11 protein-coding genes and 2 pseudogenes are annotated in these 17,232 nt (G+C 57.8%); 4 read left to right on the top strand and 9 right to left on the bottom strand.

The annotated features are described in order from the left end of the window. Positions 1–146 precede the first annotated feature (146 nt). The 6 genes and pseudogenes from FDY98_RS16990 to FDY98_RS16965 form a co-directional block, all read right to left on the bottom strand. On the bottom strand, positions 147–530 hold the full coding sequence (locus tag FDY98_RS16990; protein WP_027958645.1) for a gamma-butyrobetaine hydroxylase-like domain-containing protein: 384 nt from the start codon (positions 528–530) through the stop codon (positions 147–149). 112 nt (positions 531–642) lie between these two features. Continuing rightward, entirely contained in the window at positions 643–1,965 is a 1,323-nt protein-coding gene (gene hslU, locus FDY98_RS16985; protein ID WP_009287441.1) for an ATP-dependent protease ATPase subunit HslU, read from the bottom strand. Positions 1,966–2,016: 51 nt separating this feature from the next. Continuing rightward, entirely contained in the window at positions 2,017–2,550 is a 534-nt protein-coding gene (gene hslV / locus FDY98_RS16980) for an ATP-dependent protease subunit HslV (protein WP_007113850.1), read from the bottom strand. 138 nt (positions 2,551–2,688) lie between these two features. Further along, entirely contained in the window at positions 2,689–3,423 is a 735-nt protein-coding gene (locus tag FDY98_RS16975) for an SPOR domain-containing protein (protein ID WP_155706005.1), read from the bottom strand. A gap of 3 nt (positions 3,424–3,426) precedes the next feature. After that, positions 3,427–5,112, bottom strand: coding sequence for an arginine--tRNA ligase (argS, locus tag FDY98_RS16970; RefSeq protein ID WP_027958646.1), 1,686 nt, complete (start codon positions 5,110–5,112; stop codon positions 3,427–3,429). 277 nt (positions 5,113–5,389) lie between these two features. Further along, positions 5,390–7,587, bottom strand: a pseudogene (locus FDY98_RS16965) (primosomal protein N'). 268 nt (positions 7,588–7,855) lie between these two features. On the opposite strand from FDY98_RS16965, the gene rpmE reads away from it, so the two are divergent. Next, entirely contained in the window at positions 7,856–8,071 is a 216-nt protein-coding gene (rpmE, locus tag FDY98_RS16960; protein WP_081742600.1) for a 50S ribosomal protein L31, read from the top strand. Between the two features lie 356 nt (positions 8,072–8,427). After that, positions 8,428–9,699, top strand: a complete 1,272-nt coding sequence (locus FDY98_RS16955; protein ID WP_027958649.1) for a malic enzyme-like NAD(P)-binding protein — start codon at positions 8,428–8,430, stop codon at positions 9,697–9,699. A 71-nt stretch (positions 9,700–9,770) separates the two neighbouring features. Here FDY98_RS16955 and FDY98_RS16950 read toward each other — a convergent pair whose 3' ends face one another. Then, positions 9,771–10,589, bottom strand: coding sequence for an acyl-CoA thioesterase (locus tag FDY98_RS16950; protein WP_027958650.1), 819 nt, complete (start codon positions 10,587–10,589; stop codon positions 9,771–9,773). Positions 10,590–10,702: 113 nt separating this feature from the next. Between FDY98_RS16950 and tadA the strand changes: the two genes are divergently transcribed. After that, the gene (gene tadA / locus FDY98_RS16945) at positions 10,703–11,173 is read left to right on the top strand and encodes a tRNA adenosine(34) deaminase TadA (RefSeq protein WP_027958651.1); all 471 of its coding nucleotides are present in this window, start codon (positions 10,703–10,705) and stop codon (positions 11,171–11,173) included. A 10-nt stretch (positions 11,174–11,183) separates the two neighbouring features. On the opposite strand, the gene mltF is transcribed toward tadA, so the two are convergent. Further along, entirely contained in the window at positions 11,184–12,647 is a 1,464-nt protein-coding gene (gene mltF / locus FDY98_RS16940; RefSeq protein ID WP_027958652.1) for a membrane-bound lytic murein transglycosylase MltF, read from the bottom strand. Between the two features lie 207 nt (positions 12,648–12,854). Between mltF and purL the strand changes: the two are divergent. After that, positions 12,855–16,805, top strand: a pseudogene (gene purL, locus FDY98_RS16935) (phosphoribosylformylglycinamidine synthase). Between the two features lie 98 nt (positions 16,806–16,903). Here purL and FDY98_RS16930 read toward each other — a convergent pair. Then, positions 16,904–17,143, bottom strand: a complete 240-nt coding sequence (locus tag FDY98_RS16930; RefSeq protein WP_027958654.1) for a hypothetical protein — start codon at positions 17,141–17,143, stop codon at positions 16,904–16,906. Positions 17,144–17,232: the final 89 nt, after the last annotated feature.

Genomic DNA, 17,232 nt, shown 5'->3' with positions numbered 1-17,232 from the left:
GCAGTAGCTCCCGAATTCGAGGCGATGGCAAATCGACCTTAGGTCTTTTGACCCTGAGATCGACGCGATTAAAAGTTAACGCCATTGTAGCCTTGTCCACCCTGGCTTGTCTGCCTGGCTTCTTGTATAGGATATGAGTCAGGTAGTCACAGTTGCTTGAATTGAATGCTGGCGGGCTCTCGCGAGGCACCGGCCTCTTTTAAACGCTGCAAGTAGTTGTTCCAGTAGGCTTCTTGGTGGGTCGCGAGGTCATACAGGTAGTTCCAGCTAAACAGCCCGCTGTCATGGCCATCATCGAAGTGCAGTTTCAGTGCATAGTTGCCCGCCTGGGTAATATTTTGCAGGCCGACATCTTTTTTACCCACTTGCAGTACCGCGGTGTCGCCGCCGTGGCCACGCACTTCGGCGGAAGGCGAATAGACGCGTAAAAACTCAACCGGGAGGTGAAAACTCTCCCCATTGGCGTAGCCAAGCTCCAGCTCGCGGGCCTGTTTATGGTAGTGAACCCTAGTGGGGGTGGGCGCATTCATGATGAAACCTCATCGCTAAGTGTCCATGGCTTATGAACATAGCAGCAAGCCCGCAAAGAGCGGGCTTGCTGTTGCTGACGGTACCAATGCAGATAATAACAGCAGACGCAGCTTACAAAATATACCGCGACAGGTCTTCGTCGACCGCCAGTTCGCCAAGCTGAGCATTGACATAGTCGCCGTCAATTACCAGCGGGCTCTCCATATCGCCGCCTCGGAAAGAGGCTTCTTCCAATAGCCGCTCCATCACTGTGTGTAGGCGGCGGGCGCCGATATTTTCAGTGCCTTCGTTGACCTGCCAGGAGATCTGAGCGATGCGCTCGATACCGTCGGGAGTAAACTCTACGTCCAGCCCTTCGGTGGCCAGCAGCGCTTGGTACTGCTTGGTCAGCGAGGCGGAGGGCTCGGTGAGAATGCGCTTAAAGTCGTTGGGCGTTAGCGCGTCAAGCTCAACCCGGATCGGCAAGCGGCCCTGTAGTTCAGGGATCAGATCCGATGGGCGCGACAGGTGGAAAGCACCGGAGGCGATAAACAGGATGTGATCGGTTTTAACCATGCCGTACTTGGTCGAGACGGTGGAACCCTCTATCAGCGGCAGCAGATCTCGTTGGACGCCCTCACGGGAGACTTCGCCACCGCTGGACTGGCCGCTACCCTTGGCGACTTTATCGATCTCATCCAGGAATACGATGCCGTGTTGCTCGACCGAGTAGACCGCGCGGGATTTGATCTCTTCCTCGTTGACCAGCTTGCCCGCTTCTTCATCGCGCAGCAGTACCAGCGCCTCTTTGACTGTTACGCGGCGGTTTTCACGCTTCTGCTGGCCCATGTTGGAGAACATGCTCTGCAGCTGGCTGGTCATCTCTTCCATACCTGGTGGCGTCATGATATCGATGCCTTGGCCCTGGGAAGAGATTTCGATATCGATCTCTTTATCGTCCAACTGCCCTTCGCGAAGCTTCTTGCGGAAGGTCTGGCGGGTGCCGCTGTCTTCCCGCGGCTTGTCTTCCTGGCCACGGGGCGGCGGCAGAAGGGCGTCTAGCACGCGGTCTTCTGCAGCATCTTCGGCGCGGTGGCTAACTTCTTCTTTGGCCTGTTCGCGCACCATCTTGATCGCCGCTTCCATTAAGTCGCGGATAATCGACTCTACATCACGGCCTACATAACCAACTTCAGTAAACTTGGTCGCCTCGACTTTAATAAACGGCGCTTTAGCCAGTTTGGCCAGGCGGCGGGCAATCTCGGTTTTACCCACACCGGTGGGGCCGATCATCAAAATATTTTTAGGAGTGACTTCTGGGCGCAGGTCGTCATCGAGCTGCATACGGCGCCAGCGGTTACGCAAAGCAATTGCCACGGCGCGTTTGGCATCCTGCTGGCCAATAATGTACTGGTCTAGAGCGTGAACAATTTCGCGGGGTGTCATCTGAGTCATATAAGTAACCTTAGTGTGCAGTGAGCGGCGCTTGGGGATCGCGTGAGTTGATTAGCGATCGTCAATCGACAGCTCTTCGAGGGTCACGTGGTGGTTGGTGAATACACAGATATCACCAGCGATCGAAAGCGACTTCTCGGTGATTTCACGCGCCGACAGCTCGGTATTTTCCAGTAGCGCTCGGGCGCTGGCTTGGGCGAAGTTGCCGCCAGAGCCAATGGCAATAATGCCGCGCTCGGGTTCGACTACATCACCGTTACCGGTAATGATGAGCGAGGCGCTGTGATCCGCAACGGCGAGCAGCGCTTCCAGGCGGCGCAGCGCCCGGTCAGTGCGCCAATCTTTGGCAAGCTCAACCGCTGCCTTGGTCAAATGGCCCTGGTACTTTTCCAACTGCGCTTCAAAGCGCTCAAACAGCGTGAACGCATCCGCCGTGCCACCTGCAAACCCGGCCAGTACCTTACCGCGGTAGAGGCGGCGTACTTTGCTGGCGTTACCTTTCATTACGGTATTGCCCAGCGATACTTGGCCGTCGCCAGCGAGGGCGACCTGATTACCACGACGAACGGAGACAATAGTGGTCATGGAGATAACTCCTTGGGGGAGGCGAGCTCCCGATGACTGGCAGGCCACTCAATAAGCGACCATTGTTTAAGCGTTCACAACAAAATGCGGGCGGCTGATAAAAAATCAACCGCCCGCAGGGTAATCCAGGAGGGATTATTAGTTTTGCAGTTGGATAAGCAGCGGCTCAATTCCTTGGGTATTCTTTAAATCCTGGGCCCGGTTCAACTCACGGGTGTCCTCGTAAGGTCCCACTTGTACCCGGTGCCAGGTATTGCCATCCGCCTTTACTTCGCTGATTTCCGCCAGCAGGCTTAAATTGCGCAGTCGGCCACGCAACTGTTCGGCGTCGCTGGCTTCACGAAACGAGGCCGCCTGAAGCATATAGCGCCCTGGGGTATTGGTGGCCGCTTCATTCTCCTGAGCCGCCGATACCTGATCTTCAGGTCGGGTGTTGGCGGCAATCACCTGGGCGATGGGGTCGTCGCCTGCAGCGCCAGAGGCCGCAGCACTATCGGCTGTCGGTTCGGGAGCCTCCGGGCGCACAACGCTTGAAGGCAGAGAGACGCCGGGGGCAATGACCTCGGTTTCCGGCAGCAGGGTATAAAATTCAAACGTCGGCATCGACGGTTCAGCGGCTTCCTCGGTTTCCCGAGCGGCGGCGCGCTCTTCGCTACCCGAGGGCTTGGGCAGTACCGTGGCTTGAGGCGCTTCGTTCTGCTCTTGCCAGGGGGCGGTGCCGTGCTGGTGCTGAGCCAAAAAGAAGCCCGCCGCCATACCGGCAAGGCCCCACAGCCAGCCGGGTAGGCGGAAGCCGCCGCCTGAGCTGCGTTTGGACTTGCGCTGCGATGTGGCTCCGCGGCGGGGGGCGGGCTTTTTGCGCGGGCTAGCCATTGCTTACATCTCCTCTGGGGCGCTAACCCCCATTAAGTCAAGCCCGTTGCGCAGCACTTGACGGGTGGCGAGGCCTAGTGCCAGGCGCGTATTGCGCAGGGTGTCGTCTTCGACCATTACTTTGACGGCGTTGTAGCAGGTGTGGAAATCGCCGGAAAGGTCGAGCAAATACTGGGCAACCTGCTGTGGCTCGCGGTTTCTGGCGGCGGTTTCCACTACTTCAGGGAAGAGCGCTAGCCGGTTAAGTACGGCTTTCTCCTGGTCGCTGTCCAGCAGCGCTAGGTTGGCCAGTGCCAAGGCGTGATCAAACGGCTGGTCGGCATCCTGGGCTTTGCGCAGCATGCTGCAGACCCGGGCGTGGGCGTACTGGATGTAGTAGACCGGGTTGTCATTCGACTGGGAGCGGGCCAGGTCGATATCAAAGGTGAGCTGCGAGTCGGCGCGGCGGGCGGCGAGGAAGAAGCGCGTGGCGTCGCGGCCCACTTCGTCGATCAAGTCGCGCACAGTGACATAGCTGCCGGCGCGCTTGGAGAGTTTTACCTCGACGCCTGAGCGGGTAACCATGACCATCTGGTGGAGCACGTAGTCGGGCCAGCCTTTGGGAATGCCTACTTCCAGTGCCTGTAAACCGGCGCGTACGCGGGTGACGGTGGAGTGGTGGTCGGCACCCTGCTCGTTGATCACGGTTTTGAAACCGCGCTGCCACTTGTCCAGGTGGTAGGCCACATCAGGCAGGAAGTAGGTGTAGCCACCCTCGCGTTTGCGCATCACGCGGTCTTTGTCATCACCGAAGTCGGTGGTGCGTAGCCACATGGCACCATCTTCTTCATAGGTGTGGCCTGCGCTCACCAGTTTTTCAACAGTGGCGTCCACCTTGCCATCTTCATAGAGTGAGGACTCTAGGAAATAGACGTCAAACTCCACACCGAAGGCTTTTAGATCCAGATCCTGTTCGCGACGCAGCCACGCCACGGCAAACTCTTGAATGGCGTCTAAATCATCCGGGTCTTTTTTGGCAGTGACTTCGCGGTCATCGGCACTGACCGTTTTGCCTGCCAGGTAGTCGTTGGCCACATCGACGATATACTCGCCGCGATAGCCGTCTTCGGGCCAGCTATCGTCGTCAGGGCCTAAGCCTTTCACCCGCGCTTGTACCGAACGCGCCAAGTTGGCGATCTGGGCGCCAGCGTCGTTGTAGTAGAACTCGCGGGTGACATCAAAACCGGTGGCTTCGAGAAGGCGGCATAGGCAGTCGCCAATCGCTGCGCCCCGACCGTGACCTACGTGCAGCGGGCCGGTGGGGTTGGCGGAAACGAACTCGACCTGCACTTTCTCGCCTTTGCCGACCATGCTGCGGCCAAAGGTGTCGCCGCAGTCGAGTACCTGGGCAACGATTTGCGCTGCGGCATCGGCGGCGGCGAAAAAGTTGATAAAGCCGGGGCCCGCAATCTCGGTTTTTTGGATAGCGTCGCTTTCGGGTAGCGCTGCAACCAGCGCGTTGGCTAATTCACGCGGATTTTTGCCTGCCGGCTTGGCTAACATCAGCGCCAAGTTGGTGGCGTAATCGCCGTGGGCCTTGTCTTTGGTAGGATCCACTTTGATGGTGGGCTGAAGGTCGTTTGGCAGCACGCCTTGGTGCTTGAGCGCGGTGATCGCGCCTTCGAGCAGAGAAACTATCGTATCTTTCATGTGGGTATCCGGTTACGTCTGTGGCGGCGTGTGCTAACGCGCAGCAGTAAAGGTGCGTCGGCAAAGCGGCTATTATCGGCAATTGAGCCGCAGTTTCAAAGGCGTGTTGCTAAACAAACGGTTCTGTACATGTATTGGTGTCGAGGACAGGTTTCCGCGAGGGCGCTGTTAACCCCTCCCTGGGCGCTACTTTTTCCGTCCATGGAAAAAGACCCTCGCTACAACCTGTCCTGACACCAGTTATGTAAATTGCTGTTTTAACTGTTATATACAAGTACTAAGCGAGAGTTTGTGGGTCGATATCAATCGACCAGCGTACCTTGCGGGCCTCTCGATTGGCTTCAAGCCACTGCACCAGCCAGCTAACGGCCGGGTGTAGTTGGCTGCGTTTATCGGCTGCCAGCATAACGTGTAAATGGTAGCGGTTCTGGCGTCTTTCCATCGGCGCGGGCACAGGCCCCAGGCAGCGGGTGGCTACGCCGGTCTCTTTTAACCATTGGCGCAGGGCTTGAGCGGCCTGTTGCGCCATGGCCAAAGCGGCCTCCTCTTTGGGGCTTTCGATGCGTAGCAGCGCCATAAAACAGAACGGGGGCAGCTGGGAAATGCGCCTTTCTTCCAACATATTGCGCGCAAGGGCCCCGTAGCCATGTTCAGCCAATTGGCCCAAGTGTGGGTCGTCGGGGTGGAGGGTTTGCACCAGCACTCGGCCTGGGTGGGCGGCGCGACCGGCACGGCCCGCTACTTGTTCAAGTAGTTGGGCGCTGTGCTCCAGAGCGCGAAAATCAGCGGCGTAGAGGCCGCCGTCGGCATTGACGACCACGACAAGTGTGACGTGGGGTAGGTGGTGCCCTTTGGCGAGCATTTGAGTACCGACCAACACGCAGGGTTCGCCGCGCTGAATCTCTTTTAGTACCTGTTCAAAACTGTCCCTGCGCCTAGTACTGTCGCGATCGATGCGGTGGATAGTGGTTTTCGGGAACAGCGTTTGCAGCGTTTCTTCAGTGCGTTCTGTACCACTACCCAAGGCGCGCAGATCGCCGCTGCCACACTCGGGGCAAGCGTCCGGTAGGGCGCGGCGGCTATCGCAGTGGTGGCAAGCCAGTAGGGGAGGCTGGCGGTGTAGCGTCATGCGTGCGTCGCACTGGCCACACTCTGCCATCCAGCCGCAGGCGTGGCAGGCAAGGGTCGGGGCAAAGCCGCGCCGGTTGATAAAAATCAGCACCTGCTTGCCAGCGCTCAAGGTGCTTTTAATCGCTTTGATGGCACCGGGTAGCAGACCGCCCTGGCGGCGTTGGTGGCGTAGATCAATCAGCTCCAGCTTGGCTGGCGGGTGCTGGCTGGGGCGCTGGGTCAGGCGTAGGTGGCGGTAGGTGCCGCTAAGCGCCTGGTGCAGACTCTCCAGGGAGGGGTGGCACTGCCCATCAGCAGCGGGATTTTATGGTAGTGGGCTCGGGCTACGGCTAAATCGCGGGCGTGGTAGCGCAAACCGTCGTGCTGTTTGTAGGAGCCGTCGTGCTCTTCATCGACAATAATCGCGCCGGGGTTGGCCAGCGGGGTGAAAATCGCCGAGCGGGTGCCGATGATAATGAGCGCCCGGCCGCTGGCGGCGGCTTCCCACACATCTAGCCGTTCGGGGTCGGTGAGGCCTGAGTGCAGCGCCACCACGGGTACCCGAAAGCGGCTTCTAAAGCGGGCGAGTGTCTGTGGGGTTAAGCCAATTTCCGGTACCAGTACCAGCGACTGCTTGCCCTTGGCGGCGACGGCTTCAATAAGCTGCAGGTAGACTTCTGTTTTGCCGCTGCCGGTGACACCCTCGAGTAAGCAGGGGTGATAGCCATCGAGTTTTTCATGCAGTGTGGCCAGCGCCGTCGCCTGTTCACGGTTAAGCGGCAGGGCCGGTGTTGCCAGTAAGTTGCCGCTGGGTGACGTTGGGGCAGTGAGGATGTGTTCCTGGCTGGATGCGAGGCCTTTCTTCTCCAGCGCTAATAGCTGGTCGCGGGCAAAGCCGTGGGCGCTAACCGCACGGCCAGGCAACCCATGAGGGTGTTGGCGCAGCAGCGCATGCAGCTCGGCTTGCTTGGGCGCTCGGCTGAGTATTTCTTCTGCGCCTTCGCCTTGGGCAAGCCAGAGAGTCTGGGTGCGCCCAGCCATGGGGTGCCCCTGGCGTAGCCGTGCAGGCATGGCGTGGTGCAGGGTGTCGCCTAGGCTGTGCTGATAATAACGGACGGCAAAACGGCATAGCCATAGCCAATCCTCCGGCAACGGGGCATCATCCAGCGCTTCGCTGATGCTACGCAGTTGGCTGCGCGGAAGGTCGCTGTGGTCAGCCAATTCGACGACCACGCCGACGACTTCGCGGCGCCCAAAGGGCACTCGCACTCGCAGCCCCGGCTGCCAGCCGCAGGGAGGCGTTTCCCTGGAAGGCAGGTAGTCGAACAGGCGGCGCAGCGGCGAAGGCAGCGCTACCTTGAGCACTTGATCGAGTGCTTGGGAAGATCTTTGGGACGGTCTTTGAGACTGCCCTTGAGAATATGCCTGCGAAGAAAAAGAGTCAGCCAATTGGCCTCCGGCGTTAGTTTTGCTAGAATATGCGACCGCTCTGAATCCTAACGATCTTTATCGATCTATTTGTAAAGACCTATCGTAACGACAGAGCGGCTAACCGGTTAGTCGTTTTTTCCAAACCCGTATGCGGTACCTGGCACGAGATCAGGTGGCGGCATATAGCTTCGTGAGGCTCGAAATGAGACAAGGTATTCACCCGAATTACAACACGGTCACCGCCAGCTGTTCTTGCGGCGCCACTTTCCAGGTAGGTACGACCTCTGGTCAGGACTTCTCCTTGGATGTGTGCTCTAACTGCCACCCGTTCTACACTGGTAAGCAGAAGCAAGCGACCACTGGTGGCCGCGTAGAGCGTTTCAACAAGCGTTTCGGCGCTGCTGTTAAGCGCGGCTAATCCCAGTCGGATAGCCATATCGCCAGCATGCCTGTTCATATCAGGCTATTCCTATAAGGCTATGCTCGCGCAAAACCCACGCCTCGGCGTGGGTTTTTTGTGAGCTGGATATGCTTGCTGCATGAGTTTTGTGTGGAAAAATTTTCCATAAATGCTGTTGTGCAGCGATAAGTAAAGCATTATGAGTAAAGCCTGTTTGCATAAGTTTCTGCAAATAGTGGCTAAAAGTGACGAATGTGAAGATAAAATTCAGTTAAACGAGCGTTTTGTCGTAAGTTGACAGCGCGCTTGAGGCGCTATGGTTTTTTCTATATTCTGAAACGACTTATCTACTTTATGTTAACTGGACTCTGACCATGACGGATGCAAATAAGCAGGCTGCTTTGGATTATCACGCGAAACCGATTCCCGGTAAGCTTTCGGTGGAGTTGACCAAACCCACCGCGACAGCACGGGATTTGGCATTGGCGTATAGCCCAGGCGTGGCTGAGCCAGTACTTGAAATCGCCAGGGATGCGGAAAATTCTTACCGCTATACCGGCAAGGGCAATCTGGTCGCCGTCATTACCGATGGCAGCGCTATTCTGGGGTTGGGTAATCTGGGCCCGCTGGCGAGCAAGCCAGTGATGGAAGGCAAGGGCGTGCTGTTTAAGTGCTTTGCAGGCATCAATTCGGTGGATATCGAAGTGGATGCGGAAAGCCCGCAGGCGTTTATCGATACCGTCGCGCGCATTGCCGACACCTGGGGCGGCATTAACCTTGAAGACATCAAGGCGCCGGAATGTTTTGAAATTGAGAAAGCACTGGTTGAGCGCTGCAGCATTCCGGTTTTCCACGATGACCAGCACGGCACCGCAATTGTGACAGCGGCCGGTATGCTTAATGCCTTGGATATCGCTGGCAAAAAAATTGAGAACGTCAAGATCGTTTGCATGGGCGCAGGGGCGGCGGCGATTGCCTGCATGCGGCTGCTGGTCTCCTGTGGTGCAAGTAAAGAGAACTTGGTAATGCTGGATCGGCGTGGCGTTATTCATACTGATCGCGAAGGTATCAACGAATATAAGGCTGAATTCGCCCGTGATACCGAGATGCGCACCTTGGATGATGCCATCGACAATGCTGACGTCTTTATCGGCCTGTCAGGCCCGGGGCTGCTGTCTGCTGATCAGGTGAAGAAAATGGCGCCAGATCCGGTGATTTTTGCCTGTACCAACCCGGATCCGGAGATCCATCCTGACGTTGCCCGGGAGGTGCGCCCGGATGTGATCATGGCGACCGGCCGTTCGGACTTCCCGAACCAGGTCAATAACGTGCTGGGCTTCCCGTTTATCTTCCGCGGTGCTTTGGATGTTCGCGCCACGCGCATTAATGAAGAGATGAAGCTGGCCGCGGTGCATGCCTTGAAAGACCTGGCCCGCGAGCCGGTTCCTCAGGAAGTGCTGGACGCCTACGAGCGCACCGAGATGAGTTTTGGCCGCGAGTACATCATCCCCACGCCGGTCGATATTCGCTTGCTGGCGCGGGTTTCCTCGGCGGTGGCGCAAGCCGCGGTTGATTCTGGTGTCGCCCGTAAGCCTTTCCCGGCGCACTACCCGCTGCAGTCAATTAATGATGTTTATGGCGGCTAAGGCACTGCGCCCTGGTTAGTCGATTTACGCCCGCTGCTTAGCGGGCGTAAATGTTTTGAGAGATTATTTATTTAGCTTTGAGTATAGCGCGTAAGCCCTTCCTGAGCGGTGGAGGCCACTAGGCGGCCATCGCGGCTGTAAATATGCCCCCGCGCCAGCCCGCGGGCGCCGCCTGCCCAGGGTGAGTCGATGACGTATAGCAGCCAATCGTCCAGGCGGGTGTCCTGGTGGAGCCACAGGGCATGGTCAAGGCTGGCGATGCGTAGCTTGGGGTCTCGGTACTCAATGCCATGGGGAATCAGGCTGGTGGTCAGCAGATTGAAGTCAGAGGCGTAAGAGAGCAAGTGGCGGTGCAACGCCGGGTCGTCTGGCAGCGTGCCGGAAAGACGAAACCATAAGCATTGGCCAGCAGGTGTACCGTTGTCGGGGTTGCCGGGTAGATGCACAAACTCAATCGGGTGACCGGGAAAGCGGTCATGCTTGGCCTCGCCGTTCTCGATTAACGCTTCGGGTGTCGGCACATCCGGCATGGTGCGCTGATGGCTAAAGCTCGCCTCAGCGCTTTGAAAGGAGGCGCTGCAGAAGAATATTGGCCGGCCTTTTTGAATGGCAGTGACACGACGGGTCGTGAAGCTGCCGCCATCGCGAATGGTATCCACTTGGTAGACAACGGGGCGATGTGGGTCACCAGGACGCAGAAAGTAGCCGTGCTGAGAGTGCGGGCGGCGCTCAATGGGCACTGTGCGCGCAGCGGCTGCAAGCGCTTGGCCGAGTACCTGACCACCATAGAGCTGAGGAAAGCCTAGATCCTGACTCTGGCCACGATATAGCGTCTCTTCCAGCGTTTCTAGCTCCAGTAACGCTACCAGTTTGTTCAGCGCGTCTGTCATTCTCGGTATCCTTGCGGCTGTCTCAATCGAATGCTGTCGATGAAAGTGAGTTGCTACGACGGGGGACAACCCTTTCATACGATCGTTTAGCTACCTTAGCGGAGTTTACGTTTATGCGCAGCGATGAATTTTACATGCACCGTGCGCTTGACCAAGCACACTTGGCCGCTGCGGCAGGTGAGGTGCCCGTAGGGGCGGTTGTCGTCGATGCGCAGGGGGAGGTCATAGGCGTTGGCTGCAACGCCCCGGTAGCCAGTTGCGACCCCAGCGGCCATGCGGAAGTTCGTGCGCTGCGCGAGGCGGGGCAGCAGCAGGGGAACTATCGGCTTGAGGGCTGCACGCTGTTTGTCACCTTAGAGCCGTGCATGATGTGCGCAGGGGCGATGATACATGCTCGCCTAGCCCGTTTGGTTTACGGTGCTGCTGAGCCTCGGGCTGGCATGGTTGAATCAAAGGCTAACCTACTGGCGCAGCCGTGGTTCAACCATCAGGTCGCGGTGACTGGCGGTGTATTAGCAGCACCCTCGCAAAAATTACTGAAGCGTTTTTTCACCGCGCGACGCGATCAACTTAGCCAGAAATAGTTAAGAAGTGTTAATCAAGCGGCGGCACAAGTTCGAACAATAGCAGTGGATCATCGTTGACTGACGTTTGTTCTAGTTGGAAAAACTGCTGGCGGCTACGTTCAACATACTCAATCATTTCGTAGTAGCGACGGATATTGCGTACGTATATTACTGGCTCGCCACCACGGGCGTAGCCATGCCGCGTTTGGCTGTGCCATTCACGCTGCTGTAGTAGGGGCAGTGCGGCGCGTACATCCGTCCAGCTGTCGGGGTCACCGCCTCGCATCTCGGCAAGCTTACGGGCGTCGTATAAATGCCCTAGCCCCACATTATAGGCAGCCATGGCCATAAAAAGCCGGTCATCACCGGTAATGCTTTCCGGTAGGCGGTCTTTGATGCTGCGCAAATAACGGGCACCGCCATCAATGCTTTGGGCCGGATCGGTGCGGTCGCTGATGCCCATCTCGCTGGCAGTGGGGTTGGTTAGCATCATTAAACCACGCACCCCGGTCGGCGAGACCGCATCTGGATCCCAGTGCGACTCCTGGTAGCCCACGGCCGCGAGTAGCTTCCAATCAAAACCTGTTTCCTGGGCGGATTGCTGGAATAATTCAGTATAGCGGGGCAGGCGTGCATCCAGATGGTCAAGAAAGGTGCGGGTACCGACATACTCCAAGTAGTCGTCATGACCGAAGTAGCGGCTGACTAGCTGATCTAGCGTGCCGCTCTCCTGCAGGTCTTGGAGGAAGCGATTAGCGGCTTCGAGTAACCCCAAACCGCGACCGCTGGGCACTGCCCATGCCATGGAGAGCGGGTCGCCGAGGATAAAGCCACGCTCAACGTTGGGGAAAAACAGCCGGTTCAAGCGGAACTGATGCTCAAAAATAACCGCTGCGTCCAGGGTGCCGTTTTCAACCCGGGCCAGCAGTTCGGCGACCTCCAACTCATGGGACTCTTTCCAGCTTAGGGTGGGGTGGCGTTTCTGGAGATCGCGCAGTGCTTCGCTGGTACCCGCTTCGCTAAGCGTACCAAGCTCCAGGCCGACAAGGTCGCTTGGTTCACTAATACCATTAAGCCCGCGCCGGTATACCACTAGCGGCTGCATCTTGATAATCGGACGGGTGTAGTAAACACCAGAGGGGTTAGGCAGCAGGGGTAGCGCTGCCGCGCCCAGGTCGCCGCTCTCACGTACCGCCGGCAGCACGCTTTCAGGGTGATGGCGGGCGTTAAGGTTAAGACTCACCCCTAGATAGTCGGCAAAGCGGTGCATTAGCTCGTACTCAAAGCCGGTAGGGCCCTGGCGACCTTGGTAATAAGTGGTGGGTGTATTACGGGTGTGAACGGTAATAAAATCTTTTGCAGTGATCTGAGTCAGATGCTCGCCGGGAGGAACCAGGGAGAGGGTGGGCACCAGAGTCAGAAGCGTAATCGCTATTAGCGCATAATAAGCGCTGGCACGGGCTACAAAATGTCGGCAAATCAACGTCAGCATGGCGTCTTGTCGGCATGAAACAAGCTGCCACGATACCCAGCCAGGGCAGGCTGTCACCTTGTTGATTTCGTGTGACGGCTGGTTTCCAGTATCATAGGCGTTTTCCGGTACCACATTATCTGTGTTTTCCGGCACCATAAAAGCACGGCCGCCTAGCGGCCCGGTGATTTCCCTGCTCGAATTTCCCTGCTCTAGAGGCTTCAGGATATGCTCGAACTGCGAGGCGCGCCCGCCCTTTCTGCCTTCCGTCATGCTCGGCTGTTAACGGTGCTGCGTGAACGTGTTCCCGAGGTGGAAGCGCTGTCTGCCCACTATGTTCATTTTTATCGATGTTCACTCCCATGAGCGCCGCGAGGAACTGGATGACGCTGCCCGCGAGCGTTTGGTGCAGTTACTTGATTACGGTACTCACTCGAGCGTAGAGGTTCCTGAGCGCGCCCAGCGCTTTTTGGTGGTGCCGCGCCTAGGCACCCAGTCGCCCTGGTCATCCAAGGCGACTGATATCGCCCACAACTGCGGCTTGCGCCAAATTAGCCGCATCGAGCGCGGCATCGATTACCGGGTCAGCTTCACCGCGATGCCGGACGAAGAGAGTTTGAGCGCGCTGGCGGCACTGCTACACGACCGTATGACCGAAACCGTGCTAGCCGATGCCTCGGACGCCGCTAAGCTGTTTGCTCAACACGACCCGGCACCGCTGGGCAGTGTGGATATTCTTGAGGGTGGCCGGGATGCGTTGGCAACGGCCAACCAGGCGCTGGGCTGGCGCTGGCAGAAGATGAAATCGACTATCTTGTCGATGCTTTCAATGAGTTGGGGCGTAACCCCAGCGACGTTGAGCTGATGATGTTTGCTCAGGCCAACTCTGAGCACTGCCGTCACAAAATCTTCAACGCCGATTGGATGATCGACGGCGAGCTGCAGAGCCACTCGCTGTTTAAGATGATCAAGAATACCTTTGCGTCGTCGCCGGACAATGTTCTCTCGGCTTACAGCGACAATGCCGCTGTGATCAAGGGCAGTCAGGCTGGGCGCTTCTTTGCCACGCCGCTGACAGGCGTTGACGACGAGCGCGCACTCTACGCCACTCATCAGGAACCCATTCATATCCTGATGAAGGTAGAGACCCATAACCACCCCACAGCGATTGCCCCTTTCCCAGGCGCGGCGACCGGCTCCGGTGGAGAAATCCGTGACGAAGGTGCTACCGGCATTGGGGGCAAGCCCAAAGCGGGTCTTTCAGGTTTTACGGTTTCCAACCTGCGCATTCCAGAATTCGTACAGCCCTGGGAAGCCTTTGATTACGGCAAGCCAGGGCGTATGGAGTCGGCGCTCAATATTATGCTCGAGGGCCCCATTGGGGGCGCCGCGTTCAACAATGAATTTGGCCGCCCCAATCTAACCGGCTATTTCCGCACCTACGAGCAGGAGTCACTTAACGACGGCGGTATCGAGCGGCGCGGTTTCCATAAGCCGATTATGCTCGCCGGTGGTTATGGCAATATCCGTGCCCACCATGTTCAGAAGGGTGATATCCCTGTCGGCGGCAAGCTGATTGTGATGGGTGGCCCGGCGATGTTGATTGGCCTGGGCGGCGGTGCAGCCTCCAGCATGGCCTCCGGCACTTCCAGTGCCGATTTGGATTTCGCTTCGGTGCAGCGTGAAAACCCTGAGATTGAGCGCCGTGCTCAAGAGGTGGTCGACCGCTGCTGGGCGCTGGGGGATCACAACCCGATTCGCTTTATCCACGATGTTGGCGCGGGTGGGCTCTCCAATGCGTTGCCCGAGCTAGTAAAAGATGGCAACCGTGGTGGTCGTTTTGATCTGCGCGCGGTGCCCAACGCCGAGCCGGGTATGAGCCCGCTGGAGATTTGGTGTAATGAGGCCCAGGAGCGTTACGTGCTTGCGGTTGCACCAGAGGATTTGGATACATTTGATGCCCTGTGCAAGCGCGAGCGCTGCCCCTATGCGGTAGTCGGCGAAGCCTTGGAAGAGCACCATCTTGAAGTGCGCGACGGCCATTTTGAGAGTAAGCCGGTTGACCTACCGATGAGCGTGCTATTCGGCAAAGCACCCAAGATGCAGCGCGAATTTGAGCGTCGCAATCCGGAGCTCTCCGGCATGATGCTGGATAATCTTGACCTGCGCGAAGCACTTGATCGCGTACTGCGCTTACCTACCGTGGCCTCCAAAAGCTTCCTGATCACCATTGGTGACCGCTCGATCACCGGCCAGGTGGCTCGCGACCAAATGGTCGGCCCCTGGCAAGTGCCGGTAGCCGATGTAGCGGTGACCACGGCAAGCTTTGATACCCACACCGGTGAAGCCATGGCCATGGGGGAACGTCCCCCGGTAGCCTTGATCAACCCTGCTGCTAGCGCTCGCTTAGCGGTGGCCGAAGCGATTACCAATTTGGCGGCAGCACCGATTGCCAAACTGAGCGATATCAAGCTCTCCGCTAACTGGATGAGCGCGGCGGATCACCCAGGTGAAAATCAGGCGCTTTACGATGCGGTTTATGCGGTAGGTATGGAAATGTGTCCGGCGCTGGGCATTGCGATTCCGGTGGGCAAAGATTCGATGTCGATGCGTACCGCTTGGCAGGATGAGAACGAGCAGGGCGAATACGAAGAGAAGAGCGTGACGTCGCCCCTTTCACTAGTGGTGACCGGTTTTGCTCCGGTGACCAACGCCCTGGCGACGCTCACGCCGCAGATCAATCTGGATCAAGACGAATCGGATCTGATTTTGATCGACCTGGGCAACGGTCAGAATCGGTTGGGCGGTTCCGCCCTGGCGCAAGTTTACGGTCAGGTGGGCAACGACTGTCCCGATGTGGACGACCCGGAGGATATCAAAGCGTTCTTCGAAGTCATTCAAGGTCTGAATCGCGACGGCAAGCTGCTGGCATATCACGACCGCAGCGACGGCGGCCTGCTGGTAACGCTGCTGGAAATGGCCTTTGCCGCCCACGCCGGGCTTGAGATCAAGCTCGACTGGATGATCGATGAGCCAGTGGAGGCGTTGAACGCGCTGTTCTCGGAAGAGCTGGGTGCCGTGATTCAGGTCAATCGTGAACACACTGAAGAAGTGCTGGCGCAGTTTGCCGTGGCGGGTATCGAAACCTGTGGCGTCATCGCCCGCCCGCGTTACGATGACCAGGTGCGCGTCACGCTGTTTGAAGAGCCTTTGCTGGAAACCACTCGTCAGCTTACCCAGCGTACCTGGACAGAAACCAGTTACCGTATGCAGGCGCTGCGCGACAACCCCGAATGCGCCAAGAACGAATACGACAATCTGCTCGATGGCCGCGACCCGGGGCTATCTGCCACGCCCACCTTTGATATTAATGAAGATATCAGCGCGCCTTATGTCAACACAGCTAAGCCTGCCATGGCGGTGCTGCGTGAACAGGGCGTCAATGGCCAGGTAGAAATGGCCTGGGCTTTCGATAAGGCCGGGTTTGAGGCGGTGGATGTGCATATGAGCGACATCCTGGCGGGGCGTGTTTCGCTGGAAGAGTTCAAAGGGCTTGTGGCCTGCGGTGGCTTCTCCTACGGCGACGTGCTTGGTGCTGGCGGTGGCTGGGCCAAGTCGGTGCTGTTTAATGAGCGCGCCCAGGAGCAGTTTGCGGCGTTCTTCGCCCGCGACGATAGTTTCTCGCTGGGCGTATGTAACGGTTGCCAAATGCTCTCGCAGTTGAAATCGCTGATTCCTGGCGCTGAAAACTGGCCGACCTTTGTGCGCAATGAGTCCGAGCAATTTGAGGCCCGCGTTTCCATGGTGCGGGTTGAAAAGAGCCCCTCGATTCTGCTCGCCGGTATGGAGGGCTCAAAACTGCCCATCGCCGTTGCTCATGGTGAAGGGCAGGCGGAGTTCCGAGACAGCGCTCATCTGCGCAGCATGCAATCGAGCAACCAAATTGCTCTGCGCTATATCGATAACTACGGCCAGGCGACCACGCGCTACCCGGCAAATCCCAACGGCTCACCGGCGGGCATTACCGGTCTGACCACGCCGGATGGCCGGGTGACCATTATGATGCCCCACCCTGAGCGCGTTGCTCGGGCGGTTACCAACTCCTGGCGCCCGGCAGAGTGGACTGAAGATGGCGCCTGGCTGCGACTATTCCGCAACGCTCGGGTTTGGCTCAACTGATTCCAGTAATGCTCCAGATAGTGCGTTGGGCATAGCGCCCATGTTAACGGCGGATTTTTTTCCGCCGTTAACAGTTACGCGAGTCGTGACAACAGTTATTAAGAGTGCCGCTCGGGAGCGCTAGCCGGTGTTTTATCAGCCCCTTCGGGTGGCAATCCTAGTTTGGCCTCCAGCGTTTCAAGCTCTAACCGGTAGCGCTCAACGAGGTATTCGAAGCGCCCAAAATCATGTCCGCAATCCATGCAGAACACATGGGCTTTACCACGCCGCGTGGCGGGAAGGCGTTTTAAACGACTGCTGCATTCCGGGCACTCTGGGCTGAAATGGTTGGTTGTCATTGCTCACCTCACTAGTATCTTCTCGCTGATAAACGTTGCGATTTCTGGGATTATTTAAACCATCACTACTACGACGCGACGAAAGTCGT

It is taken from the genome of Halomonas sp. PA16-9 (assembly GCF_009728585.1).
In the GTDB taxonomy this organism is placed as follows: Bacteria; Pseudomonadota; Gammaproteobacteria; order Pseudomonadales; family Halomonadaceae; genus Vreelandella; species Vreelandella titanicae.
The sequence above is the reverse complement of the archived record's forward strand: the minus strand, read 5'-3'. Positions and strand labels throughout refer to the sequence as shown.

Bases quoted from the DNA above. Each gene is read 5' to 3' on its own strand.
- mltF (WP_027958652.1), bottom strand. From the start codon at position 12,647: ATGCTGACGTTGATTTGCCGACATTTTGTAGCCCGTGCCAGCGCTTAT.
- FDY98_RS16990 (WP_027958645.1), bottom strand. From the start codon at position 530: ATGAATGCGCCCACCCCCACTAGGGTTCACTACCATAAACAGGCCCGC.
- FDY98_RS16930 (WP_027958654.1), bottom strand. From the start codon at position 17,143: ATGACAACCAACCATTTCAGCCCAGAGTGCCCGGAATGCAGCAGTCGT.
- FDY98_RS16975 (WP_155706005.1), bottom strand. From the start codon at position 3,423: ATGGCTAGCCCGCGCAAAAAGCCCGCCCCCCGCCGCGGAGCCACATCG.
- FDY98_RS16950 (WP_027958650.1), bottom strand. From the start codon at position 10,589: ATGACAGACGCGCTGAACAAACTGGTAGCGTTACTGGAGCTAGAAACG.
- argS (WP_027958646.1), bottom strand. From the start codon at position 5,112: ATGAAAGATACGATAGTTTCTCTGCTCGAAGGCGCGATCACCGCGCTC.
- rpmE (WP_081742600.1), top strand. From the start codon at position 7,856: ATGAGACAAGGTATTCACCCGAATTACAACACGGTCACCGCCAGCTGT.
- FDY98_RS16955 (WP_027958649.1), top strand. From the start codon at position 8,428: ATGACGGATGCAAATAAGCAGGCTGCTTTGGATTATCACGCGAAACCG.
- hslU (WP_009287441.1), bottom strand. From the start codon at position 1,965: ATGACTCAGATGACACCCCGCGAAATTGTTCACGCTCTAGACCAGTAC.
- tadA (WP_027958651.1), top strand. From the start codon at position 10,703: ATGCGCAGCGATGAATTTTACATGCACCGTGCGCTTGACCAAGCACAC.
- hslV (WP_007113850.1), bottom strand. From the start codon at position 2,550: ATGACCACTATTGTCTCCGTTCGTCGTGGTAATCAGGTCGCCCTCGCT.